This window comes from Mucilaginibacter sp. PPCGB 2223, assembly GCF_001705515.1.
In the GTDB taxonomy this organism is placed as follows: domain Bacteria; phylum Bacteroidota; class Bacteroidia; order Sphingobacteriales; family Sphingobacteriaceae; genus Mucilaginibacter.
Genome location: NZ_MDJS01000001.1, coordinates 150,564 through 176,434, shown reverse-complemented (window position 1 = coordinate 176,434; position 25,871 = coordinate 150,564). Strand labels below are relative to the sequence as shown.

Annotated in this window: 23 protein-coding genes and 1 pseudogene; 12 read left to right on the top strand and 12 right to left on the bottom strand. The window is 45.2% G+C overall.

Translation table 11 applies throughout. The features are described from left to right. Nucleotides 1–4: 4 nt before the first annotated feature. Nucleotides 5–985 (top strand): aldo/keto reductase, encoded by a 981-nt coding sequence (locus tag BEL04_RS00805; protein WP_065999153.1) that lies wholly within the window; start codon nucleotides 5–7, stop codon nucleotides 983–985. Between the two features lie 43 nt (nucleotides 986–1,028). Here the strand turns inward: BEL04_RS00805 and BEL04_RS00800 are convergent, their stop codons facing one another. Continuing rightward, nucleotides 1,029–1,550 carry an O-acetyl-ADP-ribose deacetylase gene (locus BEL04_RS00800; protein WP_065999152.1) on the bottom strand — a complete coding sequence of 174 codons (522 nt, stop codon included), beginning with the start codon at nucleotides 1,548–1,550 and terminating at the stop codon, nucleotides 1,029–1,031. 98 nt (nucleotides 1,551–1,648) lie between these two features. Here BEL04_RS00800 and BEL04_RS00795 point away from each other — a divergent pair, with 98 nt between their 5' ends. Further along, on the top strand, nucleotides 1,649–2,170 hold the full coding sequence (locus BEL04_RS00795; protein WP_065999150.1) for an acyl-CoA thioesterase: 522 nt from the start codon (nucleotides 1,649–1,651) through the stop codon (nucleotides 2,168–2,170). A 7-nt stretch (nucleotides 2,171–2,177) separates the two neighbouring features. Here the strand turns inward: BEL04_RS00795 and BEL04_RS00790 are convergent, their stop codons facing one another. The 3 genes from BEL04_RS00790 to BEL04_RS00780 all read right to left on the bottom strand — a co-directional run bounded on the left by BEL04_RS00790 (nucleotide 2,178) and on the right by BEL04_RS00780 (nucleotide 5,952). After that, complete coding sequence (locus tag BEL04_RS00790) at nucleotides 2,178–3,440, bottom strand: DUF5103 domain-containing protein (protein ID WP_065999147.1); 1,263 nt, start codon at nucleotides 3,438–3,440, stop codon at nucleotides 2,178–2,180. Between the two features lie 91 nt (nucleotides 3,441–3,531). Next, entirely contained in the window at nucleotides 3,532–5,451 is a 1,920-nt protein-coding gene (locus BEL04_RS00785) for an ABC-F family ATP-binding cassette domain-containing protein (protein ID WP_066003287.1), read from the bottom strand. A gap of 96 nt (nucleotides 5,452–5,547) precedes the next feature. Continuing rightward, on the bottom strand, nucleotides 5,548–5,952 hold the full coding sequence (locus BEL04_RS00780; RefSeq protein ID WP_066003285.1) for an EVE domain-containing protein: 405 nt from the start codon (nucleotides 5,950–5,952) through the stop codon (nucleotides 5,548–5,550). 292 nt (nucleotides 5,953–6,244) lie between these two features. Between BEL04_RS00780 and BEL04_RS23785 the strand changes: the two genes are divergently transcribed. Together BEL04_RS23785 and BEL04_RS00770 are read left to right on the top strand one after the other, a co-directional pair. Next, entirely contained in the window at nucleotides 6,245–8,074 is a 1,830-nt protein-coding gene (locus tag BEL04_RS23785; protein ID WP_083227701.1) for a PAS domain-containing sensor histidine kinase, read from the top strand. Nucleotides 8,075–8,086: 12 nt separating this feature from the next. Further along, entirely contained in the window at nucleotides 8,087–8,467 is a 381-nt protein-coding gene (locus BEL04_RS00770) for a group III truncated hemoglobin (RefSeq protein WP_065999144.1), read from the top strand. A 25-nt stretch (nucleotides 8,468–8,492) separates the two neighbouring features. Here BEL04_RS00770 and BEL04_RS00765 read toward each other — a convergent pair whose 3' ends face one another. Together BEL04_RS00765 and holA are read right to left on the bottom strand one after the other, a co-directional pair. Then, nucleotides 8,493–8,705 carry a hypothetical protein gene (locus BEL04_RS00765; RefSeq protein WP_065999142.1) on the bottom strand — a complete coding sequence of 71 codons (213 nt, stop codon included), beginning with the start codon at nucleotides 8,703–8,705 and terminating at the stop codon, nucleotides 8,493–8,495. 197 nt (nucleotides 8,706–8,902) lie between these two features. Continuing rightward, nucleotides 8,903–9,925, bottom strand: coding sequence for a DNA polymerase III subunit delta (holA, locus tag BEL04_RS00760; RefSeq protein WP_065999141.1), 1,023 nt, complete (start codon nucleotides 9,923–9,925; stop codon nucleotides 8,903–8,905). Nucleotides 9,926–10,047: 122 nt separating this feature from the next. Between holA and BEL04_RS00755 the strand changes: the two genes are divergently transcribed. Then, nucleotides 10,048–10,494, top strand: a complete 447-nt coding sequence (locus BEL04_RS00755) for a type I restriction enzyme HsdR N-terminal domain-containing protein (RefSeq protein ID WP_065999140.1) — start codon at nucleotides 10,048–10,050, stop codon at nucleotides 10,492–10,494. Nucleotides 10,495–10,570: 76 nt separating this feature from the next. Here the strand turns inward: BEL04_RS00755 and BEL04_RS00750 are convergent, their stop codons facing one another. Continuing rightward, on the bottom strand, nucleotides 10,571–12,385 hold the full coding sequence (locus tag BEL04_RS00750) for an ATP-binding protein (protein WP_065999139.1): 1,815 nt from the start codon (nucleotides 12,383–12,385) through the stop codon (nucleotides 10,571–10,573). 129 nt (nucleotides 12,386–12,514) lie between these two features. Next, nucleotides 12,515–15,217: a valine--tRNA ligase gene (locus tag BEL04_RS00745; protein ID WP_065999138.1), complete on the bottom strand. Its 2,703-nt coding sequence runs from the start codon at nucleotides 15,215–15,217 to the stop codon at nucleotides 12,515–12,517. 395 nt (nucleotides 15,218–15,612) lie between these two features. Here BEL04_RS00745 and BEL04_RS00740 point away from each other — a divergent pair, with 395 nt between their 5' ends. From BEL04_RS00740 to mnmD, 4 genes are all read left to right on the top strand, one after another. Next, nucleotides 15,613–17,676, top strand: coding sequence for a M13 family metallopeptidase (locus BEL04_RS00740; RefSeq protein ID WP_139112887.1), 2,064 nt, complete (start codon nucleotides 15,613–15,615; stop codon nucleotides 17,674–17,676). Between the two features lie 127 nt (nucleotides 17,677–17,803). Next, nucleotides 17,804–18,268: a DUF6265 family protein gene (locus BEL04_RS00735; RefSeq protein ID WP_065999136.1), complete on the top strand. Its 465-nt coding sequence runs from the start codon at nucleotides 17,804–17,806 to the stop codon at nucleotides 18,266–18,268. A gap of 207 nt (nucleotides 18,269–18,475) precedes the next feature. Next, on the top strand, nucleotides 18,476–19,807 hold the full coding sequence (locus BEL04_RS00730; protein WP_065999133.1) for a rhodanese-like domain-containing protein: 1,332 nt from the start codon (nucleotides 18,476–18,478) through the stop codon (nucleotides 19,805–19,807). Nucleotides 19,808–19,880: 73 nt separating this feature from the next. Beyond that, entirely contained in the window at nucleotides 19,881–20,561 is a 681-nt protein-coding gene (gene mnmD, locus BEL04_RS00725) for a tRNA (5-methylaminomethyl-2-thiouridine)(34)-methyltransferase MnmD (protein WP_065999131.1), read from the top strand. On the opposite strand, the gene BEL04_RS24550 is transcribed toward mnmD, so the two are convergent. The 3 genes and pseudogenes from BEL04_RS24550 to BEL04_RS24545 form a co-directional block, all read right to left on the bottom strand. Further along, complete coding sequence (locus tag BEL04_RS24550; protein WP_254659500.1) at nucleotides 20,553–20,801, bottom strand: hypothetical protein; 249 nt, start codon at nucleotides 20,799–20,801, stop codon at nucleotides 20,553–20,555. The two genes, mnmD and BEL04_RS24550, sit on opposite strands and share 9 nt — an antisense overlap. A gap of 18 nt (nucleotides 20,802–20,819) precedes the next feature. Further along, nucleotides 20,820–20,960 (bottom strand): annotated as a pseudogene (locus BEL04_RS24730) (ankyrin repeat domain-containing protein); the annotation flags it as partial. A gap of 14 nt (nucleotides 20,961–20,974) precedes the next feature. Then, entirely contained in the window at nucleotides 20,975–21,295 is a 321-nt protein-coding gene (locus tag BEL04_RS24545) for a hypothetical protein (protein ID WP_254659499.1), read from the bottom strand. 98 nt (nucleotides 21,296–21,393) lie between these two features. On the opposite strand from BEL04_RS24545, the gene mazG reads away from it, so the two are divergent. Next, nucleotides 21,394–22,197 (top strand): nucleoside triphosphate pyrophosphohydrolase, encoded by an 804-nt coding sequence (gene mazG / locus BEL04_RS00715; protein WP_065999130.1) that lies wholly within the window; start codon nucleotides 21,394–21,396, stop codon nucleotides 22,195–22,197. On the opposite strand, the gene BEL04_RS00710 is transcribed toward mazG, so the two are convergent. Then, nucleotides 22,198–23,451, bottom strand: coding sequence for an ABC transporter permease (locus BEL04_RS00710; RefSeq protein WP_256389251.1), 1,254 nt, complete (start codon nucleotides 23,449–23,451; stop codon nucleotides 22,198–22,200). A gap of 81 nt (nucleotides 23,452–23,532) precedes the next feature. Between BEL04_RS00710 and BEL04_RS00705 the strand changes: the two genes are divergently transcribed. Together BEL04_RS00705 and fmt are read left to right on the top strand one after the other, a co-directional pair. Further along, nucleotides 23,533–24,774, top strand: coding sequence for an exo-beta-N-acetylmuramidase NamZ domain-containing protein (locus BEL04_RS00705; protein WP_065999126.1), 1,242 nt, complete (start codon nucleotides 23,533–23,535; stop codon nucleotides 24,772–24,774). A 77-nt stretch (nucleotides 24,775–24,851) separates the two neighbouring features. Next, nucleotides 24,852–25,769, top strand: coding sequence for a methionyl-tRNA formyltransferase (gene fmt, locus BEL04_RS00700; protein ID WP_175403971.1), 918 nt, complete (start codon nucleotides 24,852–24,854; stop codon nucleotides 25,767–25,769). Nucleotides 25,770–25,871 lie beyond the last annotated feature (102 nt).

Genomic DNA, 25,871 nt, shown 5'->3' with positions numbered 1-25,871 from the left:
TACAATGGAATACAGAAAATTTAAAGACGTTGAATTAGCCGAAGTTGGCCTGGGAACCTGGCAATTGGGCAGCGCCGACTGGGGCAAAATTGATGAAGATAATGCCCTGGCCATACTAAAAGCCTATACCGACGAGGGCGGCAACTTTATAGATACCGCCGATGTGTACGGCATGGGTGTAAGCGAAAGCATTATCGGTAAGTTTTTAAAAACCGTTGACCAACCGGTTTATGTAGCTACCAAACTCGGCCGTAAAGGCGATGCCGGCGGCTGGCCGCCAGCTTATACTTTCGATTATCTGAAACGCCATGTAGAAGACTCGCTGAAGCATCTGGGGCAATCGCAATTATTTTTGGAGCAATTACATTGTGTACCTACCGAAGTGATGCGCAAAGGTGAAATATTCGACCATCTGCGTAAACTGCAACAGGAAGGCCTGATCAAACACTTTGGCGCCAGTGTTGAAACCAGCGAGGAAGCGCTGATTTGTTTGGAACAGGAAGGCCTGGCATCTTTACAGATCATTTTCAACCTGTTTCGCCAGCATGTAGCCGAAGAGGTTTTCGCGAAAGCAAAAGAAAAAGGCGTGGGCATTATTGTACGCGTACCTTTGGCAAGCGGCCTGCTGAGCGGCAAGTTTAGCGACACGACTACTTTTGCCCAAAACGATCACCGTCACTACAACGCTAATGGCGAAGCTTTTAACACAGGCGAAACCTTTTCGGGCATCGAGTTTAAAGAAGGCGTTAAACTGGCCAATAAAATAAAAGGTATGCTGCCCGACAGCCGGATGCCGCAATGGGCCATCCGCTGGATATTGGACCACCCGGAAGTAACTACCGTTATCCCTGGCGCCAGTAAGGTTTGGCAGGTGTACAGTAATATCGAAGCATCTGACCTAAAACCGCTATCGCCCGAAATACACCAATCGCTACGTAAACTATACGATGAAGAGATACATAACAAGATAAGGGGGCATTATTGAGTAATACACAGATGAGGGGATGTGCAGATGCGCAAATGACCGCCTAAGACTTTAAGATATCTGCATATATCTGATAATTCTCTTTATCAAAACAAACAAAAACCACTTCTGTAAGTGTATCGTTGCGTGATAAAAACTCATTAACTGTATCAATAGCGATCTGTGCTGCTTCCTCTTTAGGGAAACGGTAAACACCCGTACTGATATTCGGGAAAGCGATGGTTTTAGCATTATTACCCACTGCCAATTTCAGGCTGTTACGATAGCAATTAGCCAGCAACTGGTTTTGCTTTGCATTGCCCTTGTTCCAGATCGGGCCCACGGTATGGATGACATATTTGGCCGGCAGGTTGCCGCCTGTAGTGATCACGGCTTCGCCGGTTTTGCAACGCCCCTGCCTGTCGACTATCTTAATACATTCTTCCAATATAGCTTTTCCGCCCGCCCGGTGGATAGCGCCATCAACACCGCCGCCGCCCATCAGGCTGCTGTTGGCCGCGTTTACAATGGCATCAACCTGCTGTTTGGTGATATCGCCCTGTACCACTTTTATTCGCTTATCCATAATGTTAAATACGCACTAAGATAGCTTATGTTTGAATATTCCGACCACCAAAACCATTTATGCTTCGCGTAAATACTATCTTTGTGCAAAGCAATAGCATGAAGACACCCAAAGACTCGCATACCATAATGAATGAATTGGTATTACCCAACGATACCAATACGCTGAACAACCTGATGGGTGGGCGATTACTGCACTGGATGGACATCGCGGCGGCCATTGCCGCGCAAAAACATTGTAACCGCATTGTAGTGACCGCCTCAGTCGATAATGTATCGTTCCAATCGCCGATCAAACTGGGAGATGTGATCAGTATTGAATCGAAAGTTACCCGCGCTTTTAATACGTCGGTGGAAGTACGCCTTGATGTATGGGCGCAAAACATTCCCTCGGGCACACGTAATAAAAGTAACGAGGCATACTACACCTTTGTAGCTTTAGATAAGGAGGGCAATACAGTAAAAGTACCCGAACTTATACCTGAGACGGAAGAAGACAAGGCCTTATTTGCCGGAGCCTTACGCCGCAGGCAATTGCGTTTGGTTTTGGCCGGGCGTATGAAAGCGGACGACGCTACCGAGTTAAAAGCCTTATTTTTTGATCCGTTGAGCGGAAGGTAATAAGGATTTATCTCCTATTTGTTGTATTCAATAAACGATACCCTACCAGTTCGTCCCAGCGGGCGCCGGTGCGGCGGTAGTACACCAGCACCTGGTAATCATTTTCGGTTTCAAAGTACGAGCCTTCAAAAGTCGTGTCGTCGGGCACAGCGCTTGCCTTGGGCACCCAGATATATTCGTAATCGTAAACCCCTTGTTTGAGGTATTGATCGGTATAAAAACGGCCCTTGCCGGGATCATAATCCATGCGGCTATGTTCATCCAGCCTATAGTTATTGAATTTACCAACGATGTATGCCGCACCTTCGGATGCCGATTTATTGCCCGCCAGGCTAAAATAAACATGCACGTAATCGGCATCGGTACGCGGGTCGCGCCCGTCCTGGTTCAAAATAAAAAAACTGCCGTCGTTATCATACTGAAAGGTATACGATGGCGCATCCCGGTTAGGGTCGCCTATCAGCACCACCATATTTGCCGTATCCCGGTATATCTTCCCTACTCTTTCGGAATTCAGCCGCAACGATCGCAAATCAAAATGACGAAACTCGTTACCACCGGTAAAATCGTTAGTGGCAAAATCGGTATACAACAACTGGGTACCGCGCACATTAAAAGGTTTGGAATTGGTTTGCGATTTATCCGTCCGGCCGTTTTGAAGCACCAGCAAACGGATATCATTAAACGGGTTCTGTACCACCAGGCTACCGTAGTTTACCTGGATGTTTAGCTTCTGGTTCGATTGTCTTAACGTATTGTTATATGACGCCACTACCTCTGCACCAATAGAAACTTTGCTGTCTACCACGTAAAACCGGCGGGTGAAAACCTGCTTCGACTGATCGCCATCCTCGAAAACCTTTAAAATATAATTGCCCGAAAGCTTAGGTACGATGCTGAAGTTAGGCAACGTAAGCTCATAATGCACATACTTTTGGATGGTATTGGTGGAGTAACGATACTCATTTATACGGTCCTCGGTAAAGCTTTGCAGGTACTCGGTTGGCGACAGCCTTGATGAATTCCATTCGGCATCGCAATGTTCGATGGTATAAGTAAGATTACGGCTGGTTGAGCGCAGATCATCAAACGACAGCAGCAATTGCTCGTTCGAACCCAAAGCGATCTCCGGAAATGATTGCTCTTTGTTTTTATTGTAAAACTGTATGGTTTTGATGGACGGCTGGTAAACGTAATCATCGTACGGCTGCTGGGCAAAGGCATTGAAGCTAATGCTGGAAAGCAGCAGGATCAGATAGTTTTTCATCATATATAGGCCCCCTCTAAATCTCCCCCGGTAGGGGAGACTTTACTTGTATACTTTTTTAAAGCCCTCCCTACCGGGGAGGGTTGGGTGGGGCTTACGCTTCCAGCTCCATGATCTGCTCAGCCAGCGCTTCCCATTCATCCTGTACCTTAGCCAGTTCATCCTTTTTTTGCTGATACGATGCGTTTACCTCTTTCGATCTGGCCGCGTCATTATAAACGCCGTCTTCGGCCAGCTTATTCTCCAACTCTCTGATGGCTTTTTCCAATTCGGCTATCTTCTCTTCCATTCGGGCCAAATCGCCGTTTAGCTTTTTTAGCTGTTTGGTTTTATCTTCCGATGGGTTTTGCTCTTTAACCGGTTCTTTTTTCTCTTCCTTTTTCGGAGCCGCCGGCAGTTCTATTTTCGGTTGCAACTTACGTTTGGCATACCATTCATCAAACTCGGCATAAGTGCCCGGGTACTGCTTGATCTTTTTATCTTCGATGAACCAGATCTTATTGGCCACATTATCCAGGAAATACCTGTCGTGCGATACGGCGATGAAAGTACCCTCGTACTGCTGCAAAGCCTGGATTAAAATATTTACCGATTGGATATCCAGGTGGTTGGTAGGCTCATCGAGGATCAGGAAGTTAGCATCGGCGGTAAGCGCTTTAGCCAATGCCACGCGCGATTTTTCGCCACCCGAAAGTACCTTGATCTTTTTAAACACATCATCGCCAGTGAACAGGAACGAACCTAATATGGAGCGCAGCTCGGTATCGGTATGCTTGGGCGCAAATGATTGCAGTTCCTGCAGTATCTCGTTCTCCAAATGCAGCGACTCTAACTGGTGCTGCGCAAAGAAGGTTTCGGTAACATTATGGCCGGTAACCATCTTACCGGTAAAATCCTTATCAGCATCAGCGATAATGCGAAGTAAAGTTGATTTACCTTTACCGTTCGCACCGATCAGGGCAATCTTATCCCCTTTTTCGATCACGGCTTCGGTATGCTCCAGGATGCTCAGGTTCGGATAGCTTTTGCTGATATCTTCTAAAGTGATCACATGCCGGCCCGACTGCTTAGTGAAACGGAAGCTGAAGTTTACCGACGGGTTATCATCGTCCACATCCTCAACACGCTCCATTTTATCGAGCATTTTGATACGCGATTGTGCCATTTTGGCTTTCGATGCCTTGGCACGGAAACGCTCGATCAAACGTTCCTCCTGGCGTATTTTGGCCTGCTGGTTTTTAAACTCGCCTTTTTGTATCTCTTCGCGTAAAGCTTTCTCTTCTAAATAAAAGGAGTAGTTACCTGCGTAAACGGTTAATTTACCTTTGCGGGATTCGACAGTACGGTTAATCACCTTATCTAAAAACCACCTGTCGTGCGATACGATCACCACAGCGCCTTCAAAGGCTTTTAAATACTCTTCCAGCCATTGGATGGACGGTAAGTCAAGGTGGTTGGTAGGCTCATCCAGCAGCAGGATATCCGGAGCCTGTAAAAGTATCTTAGCCAGCATCACGCGCATGCGCCAACCACCCGAAAAGGTGCTGAGCTTGCGATGCGTATCTTCTTCGCTGAAACCCAAACCGGCTAAAATTTCGTGCGCTTTGTATTCGATGTTGTAGCCATCCAGGGCTTCAAACTCGGTTTGCTTGTCACTCAGCTTATGCAGCAGGTCTTCGCTATAATCTGTCTCGAGTTTTTTGAGCAGGTTTTCAATTTCGGTATGCAGCTGGTTCTGGCGCTCAAAAGCTTCCATGGCCACATGCAGAATACTTTTATCAGATGAATACGAAAGCAGGTCCTGGTTGAGGTAGCCCATGGCCAGGTCTTTCGATTTGGATATCGTACCCGAAGTAGGCTTATATTCGCCCACGATAATTTTTAACAAAGTGGTTTTGCCGGTACCGTTCGCACCTATCAAACCAATTTTTTCACCGGGTTTGATGTGCCAGTTGGCTTCATCGTAAAGGGCCCTTGCACCAATCTCGAACGTCAGGTTATTTATAGCGATCATTTGGCCGCAAAGGTACGATTTTGAGCTGAAAGCAGAAAGCTTAAAGCTCAGGCTGTTCATGAATACTTTTTGCTTTCGGCTTTATGCTTTAAGCTTTTAGCTCCCTAACTCCACTATCCTGTCAAACTCTTCGGGCTTTAATGACATTACCGACAACCTGCCCTGGCGCACCAGATGGATATTGGCAAGTTTAGGATCAGCCTTGATCGTTTCGAGAGTAACTGGCTTTCTCAGTGTTTCTACCGGCGACAAGTCGACCACCACCCAGTTCGGATCGGTCGTGGTTGGATCCTGGTAGCTTTCTTTAACTACTTTGGCTATGCCGACAACTTCTTTACCATCATTACTATGATAAAACAACACCAGGTCGCCTTCGCGCATATCGCGCAGGTTGTTGCGTGCCTGGTAGTTGCGCACCCCATCCCAAAAGGTGCGGCCATCCTTATTAAATTTTTCCCAGCTGTATTTTACAGGTTCGGATTTGACGAGCCAATATTGCATGTAGTAAGAGTTTTGTGCTGCTAATTTAGGCATTTAGTTTGTGGCTTAAAAACTGTTATCCTATGCCCGGCAAGCAGAACTGTAATTATTTTTATAGTATGTAGTATGTTGAGAAGCGGCAACAATACTCAAAATATTTATCTCCAAATAAGCTGATTTGTTAATTTACTTGCTTACATTGTATTACAGAAGTCCTTAGGCATTATTTTTCTGTAAACTGCTCTGTTAATGGGAAAATGGCAGTCATATGATGCAGTAATATTTTAACCTTCCTTAGCTTTAGACTGAACAGATGACGAATTTTGATTTTCTATTCTATTCTAATCCGCAACCCATGTGGATATTTGACACCAACAGTCTGCAAATGCTGGAAGTGAATACCGCTGCCCTGCAACAATACGGATATACCAAAGAAGAATTTTTAAACCTCACCATCTGGGATTTGCGGGCCGACAAAAGCAAACCTGATTTAGAACAGACACTATCGGAGATCAAAGGAAACGGCTTAAATATCCGCGAGCTGCAACATATTACCAAAGACAAAAAAATACTTTATGTCGAATTGGTATCATTCCTGATAGCGTACCAGGACGTGCGGGCACGCCTGGCCTATGCGCACAACATCAATAGCGAAAAAGAAATAAGAAATAAACTTGATAGTACGCGGAATAAGCTTGACCGCATATTAGAAAGTACATCGATAGGCTTTTTTCAAACTGATTTTGATTTTAACGTAACCTACTGGAACAACGCTGCTGAAAACCTGATCGGTTACAGCAAAGAACAGGTTATTGGCAATAACTTATGGACAACCTTTCCGGAAGTTATCGATACAGATTTTTACAATTATATGCACTCATCGCTAAAATCGGGCATTAATGTTGAGTTTACGGGCTATTTCTGGCCCGTGCAAAAATGGTTCGCCATTTACGGGTATGCAACTCCGGATGGGTTAACGGTACATTTTAGGGATATCACCGAAAAAAAAATAGCCGAGGAAAAACTACTGGAAAAAATAGACCAGATGAAAGAGGTGTCGTACCTCAACTCACACTTGATCAGAAAACCTATTGCCACCCTGCTTGGCCTGGCCAGCTTAATTAAAGACGAGGCGGCAAGCCCCGAAGAGTATAAACAGATCAGTAAATACATTTACGACTGTAGCATGGAGCTTGACGAGGCGGTTAGGCAAGTCAACAAAAAGGTTAATGATGAGGATGAATTGTACGGAATCTCGTACGAAATGAAGGATTTTGCTTTTAACGAACTGGTGAAAGAAATTGTGGCAAAACTCCAATCGCAAGGAGTAAAAAACACCATGATGATGGAGCTGACTAAAGACTCAAGTTTTTATGGTAATAAAACCCGGATAAAAATAGCTTTGGAATGCCTGATCGATAACGCTGTTAAATATTCGACCGCTGCAAGCAATATTATTTTACGGACGGAAGTGATAGAACAAAGCCTGATATTTTCGATACAGGATTTTGGCGCAGGCATACCACATTATACGCTTAATAAACTATGTGCCAACTTAGCTAACCGCGAAATAACCCGTAGTGGTACCAGTGGCTTATACAAAGTAGCCGAAATTATAAGGAAGCATAATGGTTCGATATGGGTAGAAAGTGAGGAGGGAAAGGGTTCGACTTTTAGTTTACGCCTGCCTTTTTCAAACTTTTCGGCCATTAAAAACTATGGGACACCGGTTATTTCGGCCTATCATGATACAGGCATTAGCGTAACTTATGATGAAGACGGTAAATATGTGTATGCAAACTGGAGGGGCTTTCAAAACTTCCAGACGGTTAAACGGGGTTGCACAAAAATAATCGAGGGGCTTATTGAATACCACTGTCCTTTATTATTAAACGATAATCTGAAAGTAATGGGCACCTGGGCCGATGCTGTACAATGGGTGATAAAAGAGTGTTTCCCGATGCTCGAAAAGGCCGGATTAACGCATCTGGCCTGGATCTATTCGCCCAGCACGTTTAGCCGTATGGCTGCCGACCAGACAATCCAAAATATTAATGGCCCCATCACCATTAAAACCTTTGGCGATAAAAAAAGCGCGATTGAATGGTTAACCAAAGCGGGGGTGAAAGTAGGTAAAGAATAGTAACTTTACCGCATGCCTGCCGACATTGCCTCCCGAACAGATATTGAATCTCTGTTAACTAAATTTTACGAACGTGCCTTCGCTGATGACGTAATCGGGTTTATTTTTACCGAAATAACACATCTCGACCTGGCAACTCACTTGCCCGTTATCGCTAATTTTTGGGAAGATATTTTGCTGGGCACGCACCATTACCATGGTAACCCTGTGAAAGTACATCTGGAAATAGACCGGTTGAGCGAATTGAACGAAAATCAGTTTAACCGGTGGTTGTTTTTGTGGCAGATAACAGTAGATCGGTATTTTACGGGGCCTATTGCAGATGAAGCCAGGCATCGCGCAAATAATATCGCAAAAGTTATGATTGCGAAGATCTTGCAGAAAAGGCAATAAAAAAGCCCCTTTAGGGGCAATTTATTTAACTTGGTTTAACCGTTGCACTTTTCTCTTTCTTAACTACATGTTTGGTTTTAGTACCACTGTAATGTTTGTGCTTGCTAAAAACATTATGAACTTTTTGACCCACAGTAGTTGTTTTTTTAGTTTTAACCTCGTCCTTAACTACTTTTTGCTGAGCGAAAGCGCCTGCTGACGCAACAGCCAGGGCTAACAATAATGCTATTTTTTTCATAGTGACCAAATTTTATTAATAGGGTTATTCAATAGCCGTACCACAAATAAAAAGCACAAATACAGCCGGTTAAGGCACTTTCAGAAATTAATATTGGACTAATTAGCGGACAATATTAGCTTGAGGCAGGATGCTTCAAGCAAGAAGTACTATGTTAGCGACAAAAAGCTTCTCGCTTCCGGCTTCATGCCCCCAAATCAATGAAGTACCTTAAACATCAGCTCCTTCATCAACCCGCCATGATCGGTGTTTGAACCAACTCCCTTACTTTTTAAATCATACTCACGCAGCAGGCCGATGATCTGTATAGTTTTACCGTAATTAAAGGTACGCGCTGCCTGTTCGTAATCTTTTATAAAAAAGGGGCTTACCCCCAACTCGCGCGCCAGGCCCTGCGGCGATTTATCGGTTGCATAGTGATAACGAAGAACCTTGGCAAAATAGTTATTAAGTGTTCCCAGCACAACCACGATAGGGTTGGCTTTTGGATTGGCCTCGAAATAATTAATAATGCGGTTCACCTTCACCACATCGCGTTTGCCCAGTGCGGTTTGCAATTCAAAAACATTATACTCCTTGCTGATGCCGATGTTGTCCTGTATTTCTTTAGGCGTGATCTCCTGCCCTTTGGCGATGTTAAGCATCAGCTTTTCGAGCTCGTTGGCTATTTTCGAAAGATCGTTACCCAGGTACTCGCCCAGTAAAGCGGCCGCCTGCGGGCTAATCTTATAGCCTTTTTCCTGCACAAAATCCTCAATCCAACCCGGAACTTTATTATCATAAAGCGCTGTCGATTCGAACACCAAACCATTTTTATCGATCGCTTTGTACGATTTTTTGCGCTTATCGAATTTGCCGTATTTATAGCAAAAAACCAGCACAGTACTGGGCAGCGGGTTTTCAAGGTAGCTCAGCACCGGGTCGATGCTTTTTTTGTCGTCATCTTCTTTGCCCCATTTCATATCCTGCGCTTCTTTTACCAAAACAACCTGGTAATCGCTCATCATGGGGTAACGCTTGGCCGCGTTGAGCACCGTCATCATATCGGTATCTTTACCGTAAACCACTGTTTGGTTAAAGCCACGTTCGGCCTCGCTCAGCAGGTTATGCTCAATATAGTTACCCAGCAAATCGATAAAATACGGTTCTTCGCCGTGCAAAAGATATAAGGGTTTGAATTTGCGGTTACGGAGGTCTTTTAAAATTTCGGGCGCAGTCATGATGATAAGTCAAAAGTAAAAATTCAAAATTCAAAAGCGGGTATTGTTGATAGTTTAATTCGGGCATACGAACTATATATTTCTATTTTTGACTTTTTAATTTTGAATTCTGACTTCGAAAAATGCTTCAGCCGCTCAATCTTCCTCCTTATCCTTTTAAGATCACCGACGAGAACGGGCAGCTTTTTCTGTTCGACGAGATCAGGAAGAAAGAAGTGGTTTTAACTCCTGAAGAATGGGTACGTCAGCATTTTGTGCAGTACCTCATCCGCGAGAAGAATTATCCCCGTAGCCTGATCAGGCTCGAAGGCGGCTTACGGCTCCACGGCCGCGCCCGGCGCAGCGATATCGTAGTGTTTAACAACCTGGGCGAAAAGGTGCTGTTGGTGGAATGTAAGGCGCCATCGGTAAAGATCAACCAAAGTGTGTTCGATCAGATTGCGCGTTACAATATGGTGCACCGCATTGCTTTGTTAGCGGTAACTAATGGCTTGCAGCACTATTATTGCCGCATAGACCACCATAACGAAAGTTTTGATTTTATCGAAGCGCTGCCTGATTACCAATAGACTTTTCACGCGGAGGCGCAAAGGCGCTAAGTACTTTTTAAACTCTTCTTTGCGACTTATGTGCTTTGGCGTGTGCTTAACTTACCGGAATTACCAGGTTCAGCATCTTATCCATCAACTCATTCGGTTTGAATGGCTTGGATACGTAATCGTTCATGCCGGCATTGTAAACCCTGTCTTTAATATCGAACAAGGCCGATGCGGTAAGCGCAATGATCGGGATGGTTGCTTTCTTAGGGTCGGGCATTTTGCGGATAGCTTTTGCAGCTTCAAAACCATCCAGAACCGGCATCTGCAGGTCCATCAGGATAATATCGAAATTACCGTATTGCAGCAGTTCGATGGCACGTTCGCCATTCTCGGCAATTACCGGGGTAATGTTCCACTTGCTGAAGAGTTTTTTCATCAGCATCACATTAACCGGGTTATCCTCGGCAATCAGTACCTGCATATTGCCTATCGGGTAATCCCCTCGTTCGGCGGGAGTAATATTGCGCAATGGCTCTTCGGGAACCAGGGTATCAGTCGATACCGGGAAATCCATCACAAAAAAGAACTCCGAACCAACACCAATCTCACTGGTTACATTAATACTTACACCCTGCAATTCGAGCAGGCGTTTTACAATAGCCAAACCAAGGCCGGTGCCACCAAACTGGCGCGTAGTGGTTATCGATTCCTGTGTAAAAGGTTCAAAAATTGCGGCTATCTTATCGTCGGCTATACCTATACCAGAGTCTTGGATCGAGAAGCGGATGGTAGCTTCGTTGTGCCTGTCCTGCACACAGGTAACACTCACTTTCACCCCGCCCTTTTTGGTGAATTTGATGGCGTTGCTGATGAGGTTAAAAATGATCTGCGATAAACGGGTAGGATCCCCGATCATATAGCGTGTCTTTAAAAACCCATCCACATGGAGGCTGAAGTCCAGACCTTTTTCCTGTGCTTTAACCATCTGCCCGCCGCAGATATTCTGCATCAGTTCGTTCAGGTTAAACTTGATGTTTTCGAAAGCGATTTTTCCCGATTCAATCTTATTAAAATCAAGCACGTCGTTGATCAGCGTAAGCAGGTTACCAGCCGAAAAGCGCAATATCTCAAGGTTTTCTTTTTGGTCGGGGCGCGGGTTTTCCATCATCAGCAGGTTGCTCATACCAATAACGGCGTTGAGTGGCGTGCGTATCTCGTGCGACATGGTGGAAAGGAAATCTGACTGTGCCTCGGATGATTTTTCTGAACGGATCATCGCTTTTTCAAGTTTCTCGTTCAGTTGCTTTTCCGAATCGGCAAAGCCTTTAAGCTCTTTTATATTCTTAACAAAAGCATTATAAAAATGCCCCTGAATAAACATAATAATGATGAAATTAAAAAACACCGATACGATCATGGTATAACCATCAATGGTTTCGGGTCGTAATTTAGTAAGCGTATGGGTTGCGTCATCGTAAACTAAAAAACCGAGTACCGAGGCCAGGTTAATGAGTGAGTAAACGGTACCCCAGGTAACATCGAGCATATAATATCCAAAAAGGATAATGAGCAGCACCAATTGAATGACAATGATGTTTACGCTTTGAAACAAAAAATAAACGGAGAAAAAAATCACACCCGTACCCATAGCAAGCAGGGCATGCGATACGGCCACCCAGTCGGGTATAAAGGTGAAGTATTTGAAAAGTATGAAAAATACGAACAGTAAAATAACGGCCAGCGTAAACTGCATCGATTCGTGCAGGTTATATACGTTTGGCAGAATGGCCAAAATACCTACAAACGAAAGAATCAACCCATAATAGATCAGGCGGATACGCGCCTGATCGAGGATAGAATCATCCCTTGAGATTATATTTTTAATTGATAAGTTATAAAAACTTATACGCCGCCTGTTCATTAAATCAATAGAATAATTATGGAACTATAAAGATATATAAATTTGCGTAAATACTTTATCATCAACACACAAATAGCGCATGTTGATGATGGGCTTACCTAACTTATATAACAATTAACCTGCCAATAATTAATCTAATGCCTTTAAGCCTTCGAGTATATTCCTGATCTTGGTATCGGCATCGGTTTTTTTCTTTAGTTCGTTCTCTACCACTTCGGGTTTGGCATTGGCCATAAAGCGCTCGTTTTGAAGTTTGGCGTTAACCGATTTGAGGAAACCTTCGAGATATTTTAGCTCGGCGTTTAAGCGCTCGCGTTCGGCGTCAGCATCGATATTGTTTTGCAGCTGTACAAAAAACTCGTCGGTACCTACCATAAAGCCTGCAGCGCCGGTAATTTTATCCCCGGTAAAATCAATAGTTTCAATGTTGCCCAGTTTGGTAATAACAGGCAAATAAGCCTGATAATCGGCGCCCGAATTTATCTTGATACTTAGGGGCAGTTTTTCTTTTGGTGAGAGTTGCCTGGCGTTACGCAGGTTGCGTAATTCGGTTATCAACTGTTTGATCACTTCAACACCATTTAAAAGGCGTGCATCCATTTCCCCAATATTGGGCAATTGCGCAACAATACAGCAATCTGCAACGCTTCTTTCGCCGAATACTTCATCATGCCAAAGCTCTTCGCTTATAAAAGGCATAAACGGATGCAGTATCTTCAAAATATTTTCGAAGAACTTAACTGTAGCCGAATAGGTTTCCTGATCGATCGCCTGCTTTTCGGCGTCGGGGTTATAAGCCGGTTTGATCATTTCGAGATACCAGGCACAGAAATCGTCCCACACCAGTTTATAGGTGGTCATCAACGCATCCGACAGGCGGAAGTTGGTGAAATGTTCCTCGATTTCGGCCAAAGCCTGGTTAAAACGGCTCTCGAACCAGTGTATGCTTACCTGGTTGGTATTGCTAAGCGATGCATTCGGTTCCCAGCCTTTGATGAGCTTAAACGCATTCCATATTTTATTGGCAAAGTTACGGCCCTGCTCGCAATGGCTTTCGTCGAACATCAGATCGTTACCGGCAGGCGATGACAGCAGCATACCTACACGAACGCCATCGGCACCGTATTTTTCGATCAGGTCGAGTGGGTCGGGTGAGTTACCCAGTGATTTGGACATTTTTCGGCCCAGCTTATCGCGAACGATACCGGTAAGATACACGTTCTTAAACGGCACCTCGCCACGGAACTCGTGGCCCGCCATGATCATGCGCGCTACCCAGAAGAACAGGATCTCGGGAGCGGTGACGAGGTCGTTGGTTGGATAATAGTAATTAATATCGTCGTTATTCGGATCTTTAAAACCATCAAAAACAGATATCGGCCACAGCCATGAGGAAAACCAGGTATCGAGGACGTCTTCATCCTGTTTCAGGTTGTCAGTTGTCAGTTGTGAGTTGTCAGTTGTGAGTTTCTTTGCCTCTGCTAATGCTTCCTCGGCAGTTTTGGCAACTACGTATTGACCGTTGGGTAAGTACCAGGCCGGGATTTGCTGTCCCCACCAAAGCTGGCGGCTGATGCACCAGTCGCGCACGTTTTCCATCCAGTGGCGGTAGGTGTTCACAAACTTTTCGGGGATGAGTTTGATATCGCCTTTTAACACATAATCAAGCGCGGGCTTGGCCATCTCGTCCATCTTACAGAACCACTGCATAGAGAGTTTAGGTTCGATGGCGGCGTTTGTCCTTTCAGAAAAACCTACCTGGGATTTGTAATCTTCAACTTTTTCTAAAGCACCGGCTTCTTCCAGTAAAACAGCGATCTTTTTACGGGCGGCAAAACGGTCCTCGCCAACCAGTATCTGCGCCTTTTCGCTCAGTGTGCCGTCATCATTTAAAATATCGATAACGGGCAGGTTATGCTTTTGGCCAAGCTCGTAATCGTTCAGATCGTGGGCCGGTGTAACTTTTAAGCAGCCGGTACCAAAATCCATGCTTACATACTCATCCAGTATAACCGGTATTTCGCGGTTAATCAATGGGATGAATACCTTTTTGCCGTGGAGATGCGTGTACCGCTCATCATTAGGATTGATGCAGATCGCCGCATCAGCCATGATGGTTTCGGGGCGGGTGGTAGCTACAACCAAGTAGTTAGTATCAAGTATCAAGTCGTTAGACTGATTTGCGTTTTCTTTACTTGATACTTGATACTCGCTACTTGATACTTGGTACTTGATATAATAAAGCTTCTGATTTACCTCTTTTCGGATAACCTCCTCATCGCTAACTGCAGTTTTACCTTGCGGATCCCAGTTAACCATGCGCACGCCCCGGTATATCTGGCCTTTTTTGTAAAGGTGAATAAAAGTATCGATAACGGCTTCGCTCAGGTCGGCATCCATGGTAAAACGGGTGCGGTCCCAATCGCAGCTGGCGCCTAATTTTTTTAATTGCTCGAGGATAATGCCGCCGTATTTTTCTTTCCAGTCCCAGGCATGGCGCAAAAATTCTTCGCGGGTCAGGTCTTTTTTATTGATGCCCTGCTCTTTTAACAAAGCCACAACTTTGGCTTCGGTTGCGATAGAGGCATGGTCGGTGCCGGGTACCCAGCAGGCGTTTTTGCCTTTCATACGGGCACGGCGTATCAGTACATCCTGTATAGTATTGTTCAGCATGTGGCCCATGTGCAAAACGCCGGTTACGTTCGGCGGCGGGATGACAATGGTGTAAGGCTCCCGCTCATCGGGCACCGATTTAAAAAAACCATGCTGTAACCAATAGCTATACCACTTATCTTCGGATTGTTTAGGCTGATACGTTTTAGAAGTATTCATAATTTTGCAAAAGTAGCGTTTTGGGACGATAGTCCATAGTCCATAGACCATGGTCGATAGCCTTTTTTAAGGGAACGTTTTTCTTACTATAAGCTATAGACCATCGACTATGAGCCAAGCTATAACCTACAGTGATACCCTATAAATAATTATAAATTGGCATAATTTAGTTTTCAATTCAAAATTATTATTATTGTACCTGCTACAATATTTATATCAAGCGTTAGTTTAAAAATTGAAATAACATTTGGCAAATGAAATTCCTGCAATTTTTTAGATTATCCGGTAATGTTGTCTATAAGCTAAAGCCATCGTCGATAATCAGGTGGTTCAACCGATAAACATTCGGTTTTAATGCCATTAAGATTTGTAATTCAAATTCTCTTAAATTAAATATGAAACTAAAATTAGCAAGTTTGATGCTTACAGGCGCAGTTTGCCTGTCGGCCAATGTGTTTGCCACGGGTGGCGACAAAGGCAAGACCCCGCCTACCCCCCCGGATAAAAAATATATCGACCCGGCCAACATGGACATGTCGGTAAAACCGGGCGATGATTTTTTTGAATATGCCAATGGCGCATGGATCAAAAAAAACGCTATCCCTGCCGATAAAACCAGTTGGGGCAGCTTCATTATGCTGCGTGATGAGAACAACAAAAACCTTATCAGCCTGCTAAAAGATGTAAGCGCTTCGGGCGCGCAGCCCAAAGGCAGCCTGAAACAGCGTGTAGGCGACCTGTTTGCCAGCGGTATGGATACCGTGGCTATCGACAAAGCAGGTTACAACCCGATTAAGCCTGATCTGGCTCGTATTGCCAAAATAAGCACACAACAACAGGTTTTGGATGAGATGATAACCGAACGTTTAAGCGGCGATGGCGGCGCTTTATTTGGTGTCGGTGTTGGCCAGGACTCGAAACACCCGAACGTTAATATTGTTCAGTTTCGCCAGGGTGGTACCACCCTGCCCGACCGTGATTACTATTTGATAGATAATCCGCGTAACGCTAAAATACAGACTGCTTACAAAAAATATATCACCACCCTGTTTACCTTAACCGGTACCCCTGCCGATGAGGCGGAAAAAAATGCCAACACTATTTACAATCTCGAAAAAACCATAGCAGGCATGCAAAAAAGCCGCATCGAAATGCGCGACCCTAATGCCAGCTACAACAAATACGCTTTGGCCGACTTTAGCAAAACTACACCAAACCTCAATTGGGTAAGTATTTTACCAAGGTTAAAAATGGCCGGCCAGGATACAGTTATCGTAGCGCAACCTTCGTTCTTTAAATCGATTGACGGTTTGTTGACCAGCGTGCCTGTGGCCGACTGGAAGGTTTACCTCGACTGGCAGGTGTTGAAAGGTTCGGCCAGCGCCCTGAGCTCTGACTTTGTGAAAGCTACTTTTGCTTATAGCAGTGTGTTGAGCGGCCAGAAAGTACAAACTCCGCGTATCGAGCGTATGTCGGGTTTGGTTGATGGTTCGTTAGGCGAGTTGTTGGGCCAGCTTTATGTAGAAAAATATTTTACCCCTGCTGCTAAACAATATATGGTTAACCTGGTGAATAACCTGAAAGTAACTTTAGGCGACCGTATTAAACGTGTCGACTGGATGAGCCAGGAAACCAAGGACCGTGCTTTGAAAAAATTAGCCGCCTTTACTGTAAAGATAGGCTACCCGGACAAATGGCAAAACTATGATGGTGTTGTGATAGACCGTAACGATTATTATGGTAACCTGAAACGTATCTCTATCTGGCGCTATAACTACAACGTTAGCCAGTTGGGCAAACCTGTTGATAAAACCCGTTGGGGAATGACCCCTCCGACCGTGAACGCATACTATAGCCCTGTTGCTAACGAGATCGTTTTCCCGGCTGGTATCCTGCGTTTCCCGTTCTTTGATTTTGGTGCAGATGATGCCGTTAACTACGGTGGCATAGGCGTAGTAATCGGTCATGAAATGACCCACGGTTTTGACGACCAGGGCGCTAAATACGATGGCGACGGTACCCTGCGCGACTGGTGGACAAAAGACGATGCTGCTGCGTTTAAATCGCGCACAGATAAGGTAGTTGACGAGTTTAACGGTTTTATGCCGGTTGATACCATGCACATTAAAGGTAAATTAACCTTAGGCGAAAACCTGGCCGACTTAGGCGGTATCAACGTAGCTTACGAAGCTTACAAAAAAACCAAACAGGGCCAGGGCAACGGCAAGATTGATGGCTTTACCGGCGATCAGCGTTTCTTCCTGTCGTTTGCACAGGTATGGAGAGGTGATATCCGCCCCGAAGCATTGGCACAACAGCTGATGACCGACCCGCACTCGCCAGGTAAATACCGCACCAATGGCACCGTTGTTAACCTGGATGCCTGGTACAACGCATTCGACATTAAACCCGGCGATAAAATGTACAAAGCCCCTGCCGACAGGATCAAGGTTTGGTAACGCCAAGTCGTTAGTCTTGAGTCAAAAGTCCTGAGCCTATAGTTTTTAAAGCCCTTTCGATAAATCGAAAGGGCTTTCTTATTGCTAATCGTCTTTTTACTATATTTATTTATCAAATAAACCCATCATGAAAAAGTATTTGCTGTTAGCCGTTCTACTTATTTGCTCCGTTGCTTACGCGCAATCACCCGGCATTAAAGGCTTATACCTGCTTGCCGGAAAATGGGAAATGAAAACAAAAAAGGGCACTATCGGCGAAAGCTGGAAAAAGATGAACGCCAACGAACTGCAAAGCACAGGCTACGAGATTAAAGGTAAAGATACTACCTGGCTGGAGAAAGTGCAACTGATCAAAAAGAGCGATGGTATTTATTATATCCCAACCGTTAAAAATGAAAATGGCGGTAAACCTGTACCTTTTAAACTGATCAGCTCTGTAAATAGCGAATTTATCTTCAGCAACCCGGAGCACGATTTCCCGCAAAGGGTGATCTATCATTTGGTAAAACCAGATTCGCTGCATGCCTGGATCGACGGGCAATATAAAGGAAAGTATGTTAAGCAGGATTTTTATTATCACAGGGTGAAATAGCCGGAAGCTTGAGGCAGGAAGCTTGATTTTGCACGTTTTTTTGCGTATTTTTACTATCAAACGCGAAGTTTAACCTGGATGACTTATTAACATAGCTGCAAATATTTCTTACTTTATCCCCCCTGCCCTGATTGTCTTGTTGGTATAAAGTCATTTGCACATCTGTACATTTACACATCTGCACATAATATTTATCTTTGCCACTAAATGATCATTCATCAATTTTATGATAAAGGGCTGGCGCATGCTTCTTACGGTGTGATCAGCCAGGGCAAAATGGCGGTTATCGACCCTGCCCGCGACCCCAAACCTTATTATGATCTGGCTGCCGAGCATGGTGCACGGATCGTTGCGGTAATTGAAACTCATCCGCATGCCGACTTTGTGAGCTCGCACCTCGAAATACATCAGCAAACCGGGGCCGATATCTATGTAAGTAAGCTGGTTGGCGCCGATTACCCCCACAAGGGTTTTGACGATGGCGACAGCATCGAACTTGGCGACCTGACATTGAAAGCTATCAACACCCCGGGCCATTCGCCCGATTCGATATGCATTATTGTCGAAGATGAGTTTAATGTACAAAAGGCCATATTTACCGGCGATACGCTTTTTGTCGGCGATGTGGGCCGGCCCGACCTGCGAGAAAACGCCGGTAATATCCACGCCCAAAAAGAAGACCTTGCCCGGCAGATGTACCACAGCACCCGCGAAAAGTTGATGACTCTGCCCGGGGATGTGGTAGTTTACCCGGCACACGGCCCTGGGTCGTTATGCGGAAAAAATTTAAGCCCGGAGCTACAGAGCACTATAGGCAATGAGTTACGTAATAACTACGCCCTGCAACTGATGAGCGAACTGCAGTTTGTAAAAACACTGACCGAGGACCAGCCCTTTATTCCGCGATATTTTGGTTACGATGTTGATATGAATAAACACGGCGCCAAAACTTTAGCTGAGAGCATTGCAGCCGTTCCGTTTTTAGATGCCGGCGCAGTACCTGAAAAAGGTACTGTGGTTGATGCCCGCCCCAGGGAGCAATATGTAAATGGCCACATCAAAGGCGCGATCAACATACCCGATGGCGGTAAGTTTGAAACCTGGTTGGGATCAATCATTAACCCTGATGAAGTTTTTTACCTGGTGGTTGAAAACAAGGAAGTCATCGATGCTGTGTTAAAAAAAGCGGCCAAAATAGGCTACGAGCAAAATATAAAGGCTGTTTTGTTAAACCCGGTAACTGCCGTTACCAGGGGCGCTGTTGCTGACGTTGAACATTTCACAGCGCATGCGGGCGACTATACTATTGTTGATGTGCGTAATGACAGCGAGGTTAAAACCCGAAAAGTTTTTGAAAAATCCATAAACATCCCCTTACCCGAATTACGCGAACGCCTGAGCGAAATACCGACCGATAAACCCGTTATGGTGCATTGCGCCGGAGGCACGCGGTCGGCAGCGGGCAGCAGCATTATCGCAACCGCCATTAATGCCGTACCGGTGTATGATTTAGGGGAAGCGATTCGTTCGTTTTCTTAAATTATTAAGACCATGGTCGATAGTCCATAGACCATAGCAGAAAGAAAAAACTATTGACTATGGACTATCAGCTATGGACTCACAAAATTATTTCGTCACCACCGCCGACGGTTCAAAAACCATTTACAACCCGCAGATTGGCGAAAATTATCATTCCCGCAACGGCGCCCTGCAGGAAAGCAAACACGTGTTTTTAAATGCAGGTTTAAAACATTTTTTGGCGTACCGGCAAGACAAAAAAGTTTCGATACTTGAAGTTGGTTTTGGTACCGGGCTTAATTTTTTGCTTAGTGCTGATTGGTGTACTGCCAAGGGCACCCAACTTGATTATGTAGGTATCGAAGCCTATCCACTTGATGAAAACATGATCGGCCAAACGGGATATGACGCTTATGTATCAACGGCGATATGGAAGGCGTTTACGGAGCGATATATGGCATCCCTGGAAGAGCTTATCAACCTGAATCCCAATATAAAACTTCATACTGCTCCCTTGCGCTTAATGGAGTACAAAAGCGACCGGCAGTTTGATGTGATCTACTTCGATGCCTTTGCGTCGGCCAACCAGCCCGAAATGTGGAACGAAGAGGCGATATCGCATACCATCAGTTTTTTAAAGCCCGGCGGCGTATTTGTAACCTACGCTATTACCGGCAATTTAAAACGGATGCTCAAAGCGCTTGGCTGTACAATTGAAAAAGTACCCGGCGCGGCAGGCAAACGCGAAATGCTGCGGGCAACAAAACTATCCTAAATAAGCATTCGGCACGTTTACCGGAGTGTAATCAATTCCGTAAGCATATTTAATCAATAGCGATACCGTTTCGGCCACAGTTTCCTGCCGGCGGTGCATTTGCGGCAACGAACCCATCATGGCGTAGCTTACCGGGTTTACCGACGGGATAAAAGTTTCCCACTCATAACCTTTGCCCCATATCAATCCTTTAACGGTAGTCGTTAAGTCGGCTGAGTGCTCCAACAAAAAATGCAGCATATCTGCAGAGTTATTGCTGTTTTGATTTACGGTGTGAAAGATAGGCATGTGCCCGCCAAAACCGTATTCATCCACACCGGCACGGGCATTTACATCGGCACCGTGCTTTACCAGTACTTTGGCGCAGGCTACACTATTGTATTCGGCGCAAACATGCAGCAGCGTACCGCCTGTTAGCGGCGTGTAGGCATTATTAAAAAGCTCTCGGCGCTCTTCACCTGCGGCGGATCTGAACTTAGCAGTGCATCCAGCTTAGCGGCATCGTCTGCTAATACCGCAAGCAGGGGTGCGTCGTTAAATTTCAGGCCGTATTCTACAAAAACCTTAACGCAATCCTTAAACCGGGGCGTGCGTGTATACATCTCCACCATGGTGGTAAAAAGCGGCATATTGCCATGTACCTCATTGGGGTTCCCGCCTTCTTCAAAATATCGTCGTATCCCAGCAATGGAATGTACTTCAATATCGTTCAGTAATTGATTGTAATCGGGCATTTTATTGTCTGATGTTAGTTAAAGTTACTGAAAAAATCAAACAAAAAATTGCTAACTACTAACCGTGAAAATCCGATTTAATTCGTGAAATTCGTGCCATGCCATTAATACCTCCTGCATCTGCACAAACCCCCGGCACCGCTTTTGAACGCCTGGTTGCCATTATGGACGATCTGCGCGCCAACTGTCCGTGGGATATGAAACAAACTATGGAAAGTTTGCGCCATCTCACCATTGAAGAAACTTACGAACTATCGGACGGGATACTGGACGGCGATATGCAGGAGATCAAAAAAGAACTGGGCGATATTATGCTGCACCTGGTTTTTTATGCCAAAATAGGCAGCGAAACCGGCGATTTTAATATTACCGATGTTTTGAACGGCATCTGCGAAAAGCTGATACACCGGCACCCGCATATTTACAGCGATGTGGAAGTGCAGAACGAGGAAGATGTAAAACGCAATTGGGAACAGCTGAAACTGAAAGAAGGCAACAAGTCGGTTTTGGCCGGTGTACCGGGATCACTGCCGGCCCTGGTCAAAGCATCGCGCATACAGGAAAAAGCCCGCGGCGTGGGTTTTGACTGGGAAGAAAAAAGCCAGGTTTGGGAAAAGGTTGAAGAAGAAATGCGCGAGTTTCGCAACGAGTTTAATGCGACAAGCGAAGAAAAAATAGACCATGAAAAAGCCGAAGGTGAGTTTGGCGACCTGTTGTTTTCATTGATCAATTATGCGCGTTTTATCGATATCAACCCTGAAAACGCGCTCGAGAAAACCAACAAAAAATTTATCAAACGCTTTCAATACCTCGAAAACAAAGCGAAAGAAAGCGGTAAGCAGTTACGCGATATGACCCTTGCCGAAATGGATGTTTTTTGGGAAGAGGCAAAGCGTACCTGATCATTTAAACCGGATAGCTTTTACAGGCGATATACGCGTAACCAGCATCGACGGAACAATGAGCACCAGGAGGCAGACAAATAAAGTACCGGCGTTGATCAAAACCACATCGAGCCAGTTAATACTGATGGGCACAAAGGTCATGTAATAAGATGCCTGGTCGAGTTTGAACAGGTGTGTCTGATATTGCAATATGCAGACACCCAGACCGAGTAAATTACCCAGTATCATACCCAGGCCGATAAGGTAAAAGGCGTTGATCATAAATATTTCCTGGATAGCCATATTGGTTGCGCCCATGGCTTTAATCATACCGATCATGCTGGTGCGCTCCAGTATCATGATCAGTAAAGCCGATATCATATTGATAACAGCCACTGCCAGCATCAATACCAGGATTACCTGCGTATTAACGTCGAGCAGCTTTAGCCATTCGAAAATACTGGCATAGGTTTCGGTGATAGTAAATGCTTTCAGGTCGGGCGGTAACACGTTATTTGCTGAGGCAGCCGCCTGTTCGATATTCTCAAAATACCGGGTACGCACCTCATAACCACCTATCTGATTCTTGTGCCAGTCATCCAGGCGGCGTATCAGGGCAAGGTCGCCAATGGCAAAGGTTTTATCCACTTCCTCAACACCCATGTCAAAGATGCCTACGATTTTGAAAGGACGTTTTTTTAGTGGCTGCTGAATGAAATACATCACAAACTTATCGCCCAGTTTTAGTTTGAGGCGATCGGCCGTATACTGAGATATCAATATCTCCTGCTTTGATTCGGTAGTATCGCTAAAGTCGATTACCCGGCCGGTGGTCAATCTTTGTTTTAAGAACGACCAGTCGTACGAGCGGTCGACGCCTTTCATAATAATAGCCTCGATCTCGTCTTTAGCTTTGATAATGCCGTTTTTGGTAGCAAATGGCATCACTTTAGTGATCTGTTTGTCAGCCAGTAAGCGTTTCACCAGTGTATCGTTATCATTAAAAGGCGTATTCTCGAACGAGGCATTGAGATCGACCTTAGAAATGCGGATATCGCCCGCAAAAGCCTGGATACGGTCGCCAACTTCTTTTTTAAACCCTTTTACGATAGCTACCGAAAGGATCATCACGCTCAATCCCAGCATAATACCCGTAATAGCAATGCGCACAATGAGTTTTGAAAAAGTACGCTTTGAGCGGAACGATATACGTGAAGCTATGAACGAGGCGAAATTCAAGCGGCAGAAATTTTTATTTTTGTACTTTAGCAAAGATGCAGAATTGATGGCGAATTTTGCAGTCGTTATTAATTTACCGAAATAACATCGTTTTAAATCCCCACAAATAAACCTATGAAGAAGATCTGTTCGCTTATCATCCTGCTACCGATCGCTATACTTGTTTTCGCGCAAACCAGCGGCATAACTTATTCGCGGGGCAGGATGCGCAATAATATCAACAGCAATATTGACGAACCCGCTTTTGATGCCAAAAAACCTATCATAACCGGCGCCGACCGGACGGCCGCTTATATCGGTTACCTGAAAGGTAAAAATGTCGGCATGGTGATCAATCAATCATCGGTAATGGGCAAAAAACTAACCCCTACGCTGGATAGCCTGGTTGCCCTGGGCATCAAGGTGAAAAAAATATTCGGCCCGGAGCATGGCTTTCGCGGCAATGCCAGCGACGGTGCAAAGATTGACGATGCGGTTGACGAAAAAACCGGCATCCCCGCCATATCGCTTTACGGCAAACACAATAAGCCCACAGCCGAAGAACTCAAAGGATTGGACGTTGTAATATTTGATATACAGGATGTGGGTGCACGATATTATACCTATTTTGCCACTTTGCACCATGTAATGGAGGCTTGCGCCGAAAACAACGTAGAGGTGATGATACTGGACAGGCCAAACCCGAACGGTTATTTTGTAGACGGGCCGGTTTTGGATACCGCTTTCAGATCGGGCGTGGGGATGCACCCGGTGCCCATTGCCCACGGGATGACGCCGGCCGAATATGCCCGGATGATCAATGGTGAAGGCTGGTTGAAAAACCATGTAAAATGCAGGCTCCATATCGTTAAAATGGAGAATTATGCGCACGAACGCTTTTATACCCTGCCCATCCACCCATCGCCAAACCTGAGTACTCAGCAATCTGTCATGCTTTATCCAAGCATCTGTTTGTTCGAAGGTACTACTTTGAGCTTGGGCCGTGGTACGCCTTTTCCTTTTCAGGTCATCGGCAGCCCACTGCTGAAAGATAAGTACAAGTTTTCTTTCACGCCGGTGAGCATACCCGGGGTAAGCGATAACCCGCCTCAAAAAGGCAATGTTTGCTATGGCATCGATCTGCAACGTTATAAAGCCGCAGAGGGTAAAATTAACCTGAAATGGGTGATGGATATGTACAAAGTATTCCCGGATAAGGAGCATTTTTTTACAGCGTACTTTACCAAACTGGCCGGTACCGATCAGTTGCGTAAGCAAATTGAAGCCGGTAAAAGCGAAGAAGAAATTCGCCTGAGCTGGGAACCGGCGCTGAGCCAGTACAAATTGATGAGGAAGAAGTATTTGTTGTATAATTAAGTTGCGGGTTGCCGGTTGTGAGTTGTCTGTTAAGAATGCACTCACAACTCACAACTCACAACTCACAACTAAAAAGAATGAGAATAGTATTCATGGGCACCCCCGAGTTCGCAGTGGCATCGCTGGATGCGCTGGTAAAAGCGGGTTTTGATATCGTTGGCGTTATAACAGCTCCGGATAAACCATCCGGCCGGGGATTGAAGATGAGCGAATCGGCAGTAAAGCAATATGCGGTTGCTAATAATCTGAAAGTACTGCAGCCCGAAAAGTTGCGTAACCCGGAGTTTTTGGATGAACTGCGTAGTTTAAAAGCCGATCTGCAGGTGGTAGTAGCGTTCCGCATGCTGCCCGAAGTGGTTTGGAACATGCCGCCGAAAGGAACTATTAATCTGCATGCCTCGCTCCTGCCCGATTATCGCGGCGCAGCCCCTATTAACTGGGCGGTAATCAATGGCGAAGTAGTTAGCGGTGTAAGCACATTTTTGCTGAAACAGGAAATCGATACCGGCGATGTTTTATTTACCGAAAGCGTTGCTATAGCTGAAGACGATACCGCGGGCGACCTGCACGATAAACTGATGGAAGTTGGTGCCGGGTTATTGGTCAAAACCGTTAAAGCTATCGAAAGCGGCGATTACGTAGAAAAACCACAAGATGAGATCGCAGCAGATGCCCCCCCAAAACATGCTCCAAAACTGTTCAAAGAAGATTGCCTGATCGATTTTAACCAACCGGTTGAAGCAGTGTATAACCGCATCCGGGGCTTAAGCCCATACCCAACAGCATATACCATTTTTAACGATAAGATATTCAAGATATTTAAAGCGCAAAAACAAAACGACGAGCCTGGCATACAACCCGGCGGTTTCCTCACTGATCAAAAAACTTATTTGAAATTCGCTTGCCTCGATGGTTTCATCAGCGTTACCGATGTACAACTGGAAGGCAAAAAAAGGATGGGCATTGAGGAGTTTTTGAGGGGTGTGAAGCTATAATTTAAAATGGAGTCATGCCGAACTTGTTTCGGCATCCCATCATAAGGTCACGCATGCTATACAAACAAGGCTATAAAGTTATCGCAAAGTAAAAAACCATTT

Excerpts from the sequence above, each read along its gene's own strand:
- BEL04_RS00705 (WP_065999126.1), top strand. The coding sequence starts at position 23,533 with ATGAAGAAGATCTGTTCGCTTATCATCCTGCTACCGATCGCTATACTT.
- mazG (WP_065999130.1), top strand. The coding sequence starts at position 21,394 with ATGCCATTAATACCTCCTGCATCTGCACAAACCCCCGGCACCGCTTTT.
- holA (WP_065999141.1), bottom strand. The coding sequence starts at position 9,925 with ATGACTGCGCCCGAAATTTTAAAAGACCTCCGTAACCGCAAATTCAAA.
- BEL04_RS00800 (WP_065999152.1), bottom strand. The coding sequence starts at position 1,550 with ATGGATAAGCGAATAAAAGTGGTACAGGGCGATATCACCAAACAGCAG.
- BEL04_RS00750 (WP_065999139.1), bottom strand. The coding sequence starts at position 12,385 with ATGAACAGGCGGCGTATAAGTTTTTATAACTTATCAATTAAAAATATA.
- BEL04_RS00755 (WP_065999140.1), top strand. The coding sequence starts at position 10,048 with ATGCTTCAGCCGCTCAATCTTCCTCCTTATCCTTTTAAGATCACCGAC.
- BEL04_RS00780 (WP_066003285.1), bottom strand. The coding sequence starts at position 5,952 with ATGCAATATTGGCTCGTCAAATCCGAACCTGTAAAATACAGCTGGGAA.
- BEL04_RS24550 (WP_254659500.1), bottom strand. The coding sequence starts at position 20,801 with ATGCTGCATTTTTTGTTGGAGCACTCAGCCGACTTAACGACTACCGTT.
- BEL04_RS00735 (WP_065999136.1), top strand. The coding sequence starts at position 17,804 with ATGAAAAAGTATTTGCTGTTAGCCGTTCTACTTATTTGCTCCGTTGCT.
- mnmD (WP_065999131.1), top strand. The coding sequence starts at position 19,881 with ATGGACTCACAAAATTATTTCGTCACCACCGCCGACGGTTCAAAAACC.
- BEL04_RS23785 (WP_083227701.1), top strand. The coding sequence starts at position 6,245 with ATGACGAATTTTGATTTTCTATTCTATTCTAATCCGCAACCCATGTGG.
- fmt (WP_175403971.1), top strand. The coding sequence starts at position 24,852 with ATGAGAATAGTATTCATGGGCACCCCCGAGTTCGCAGTGGCATCGCTG.
- BEL04_RS00790 (WP_065999147.1), bottom strand. The coding sequence starts at position 3,440 with ATGATGAAAAACTATCTGATCCTGCTGCTTTCCAGCATTAGCTTCAAT.
- BEL04_RS00730 (WP_065999133.1), top strand. The coding sequence starts at position 18,476 with ATGATCATTCATCAATTTTATGATAAAGGGCTGGCGCATGCTTCTTAC.
- BEL04_RS00740 (WP_139112887.1), top strand. The coding sequence starts at position 15,613 with ATGAAACTAAAATTAGCAAGTTTGATGCTTACAGGCGCAGTTTGCCTG.
- BEL04_RS00770 (WP_065999144.1), top strand. The coding sequence starts at position 8,087 with ATGCCTGCCGACATTGCCTCCCGAACAGATATTGAATCTCTGTTAACT.
- BEL04_RS00745 (WP_065999138.1), bottom strand. The coding sequence starts at position 15,217 with ATGAATACTTCTAAAACGTATCAGCCTAAACAATCCGAAGATAAGTGG.
- BEL04_RS00765 (WP_065999142.1), bottom strand. The coding sequence starts at position 8,705 with ATGAAAAAAATAGCATTATTGTTAGCCCTGGCTGTTGCGTCAGCAGGC.
- BEL04_RS24545 (WP_254659499.1), bottom strand. The coding sequence starts at position 21,295 with ATGCCCGATTACAATCAATTACTGAACGATATTGAAGTACATTCCATT.
- BEL04_RS00795 (WP_065999150.1), top strand. The coding sequence starts at position 1,649 with ATGAAGACACCCAAAGACTCGCATACCATAATGAATGAATTGGTATTA.
- BEL04_RS00805 (WP_065999153.1), top strand. The coding sequence starts at position 5 with ATGGAATACAGAAAATTTAAAGACGTTGAATTAGCCGAAGTTGGCCTG.
- BEL04_RS00785 (WP_066003287.1), bottom strand. The coding sequence starts at position 5,451 with ATGATCGCTATAAATAACCTGACGTTCGAGATTGGTGCAAGGGCCCTT.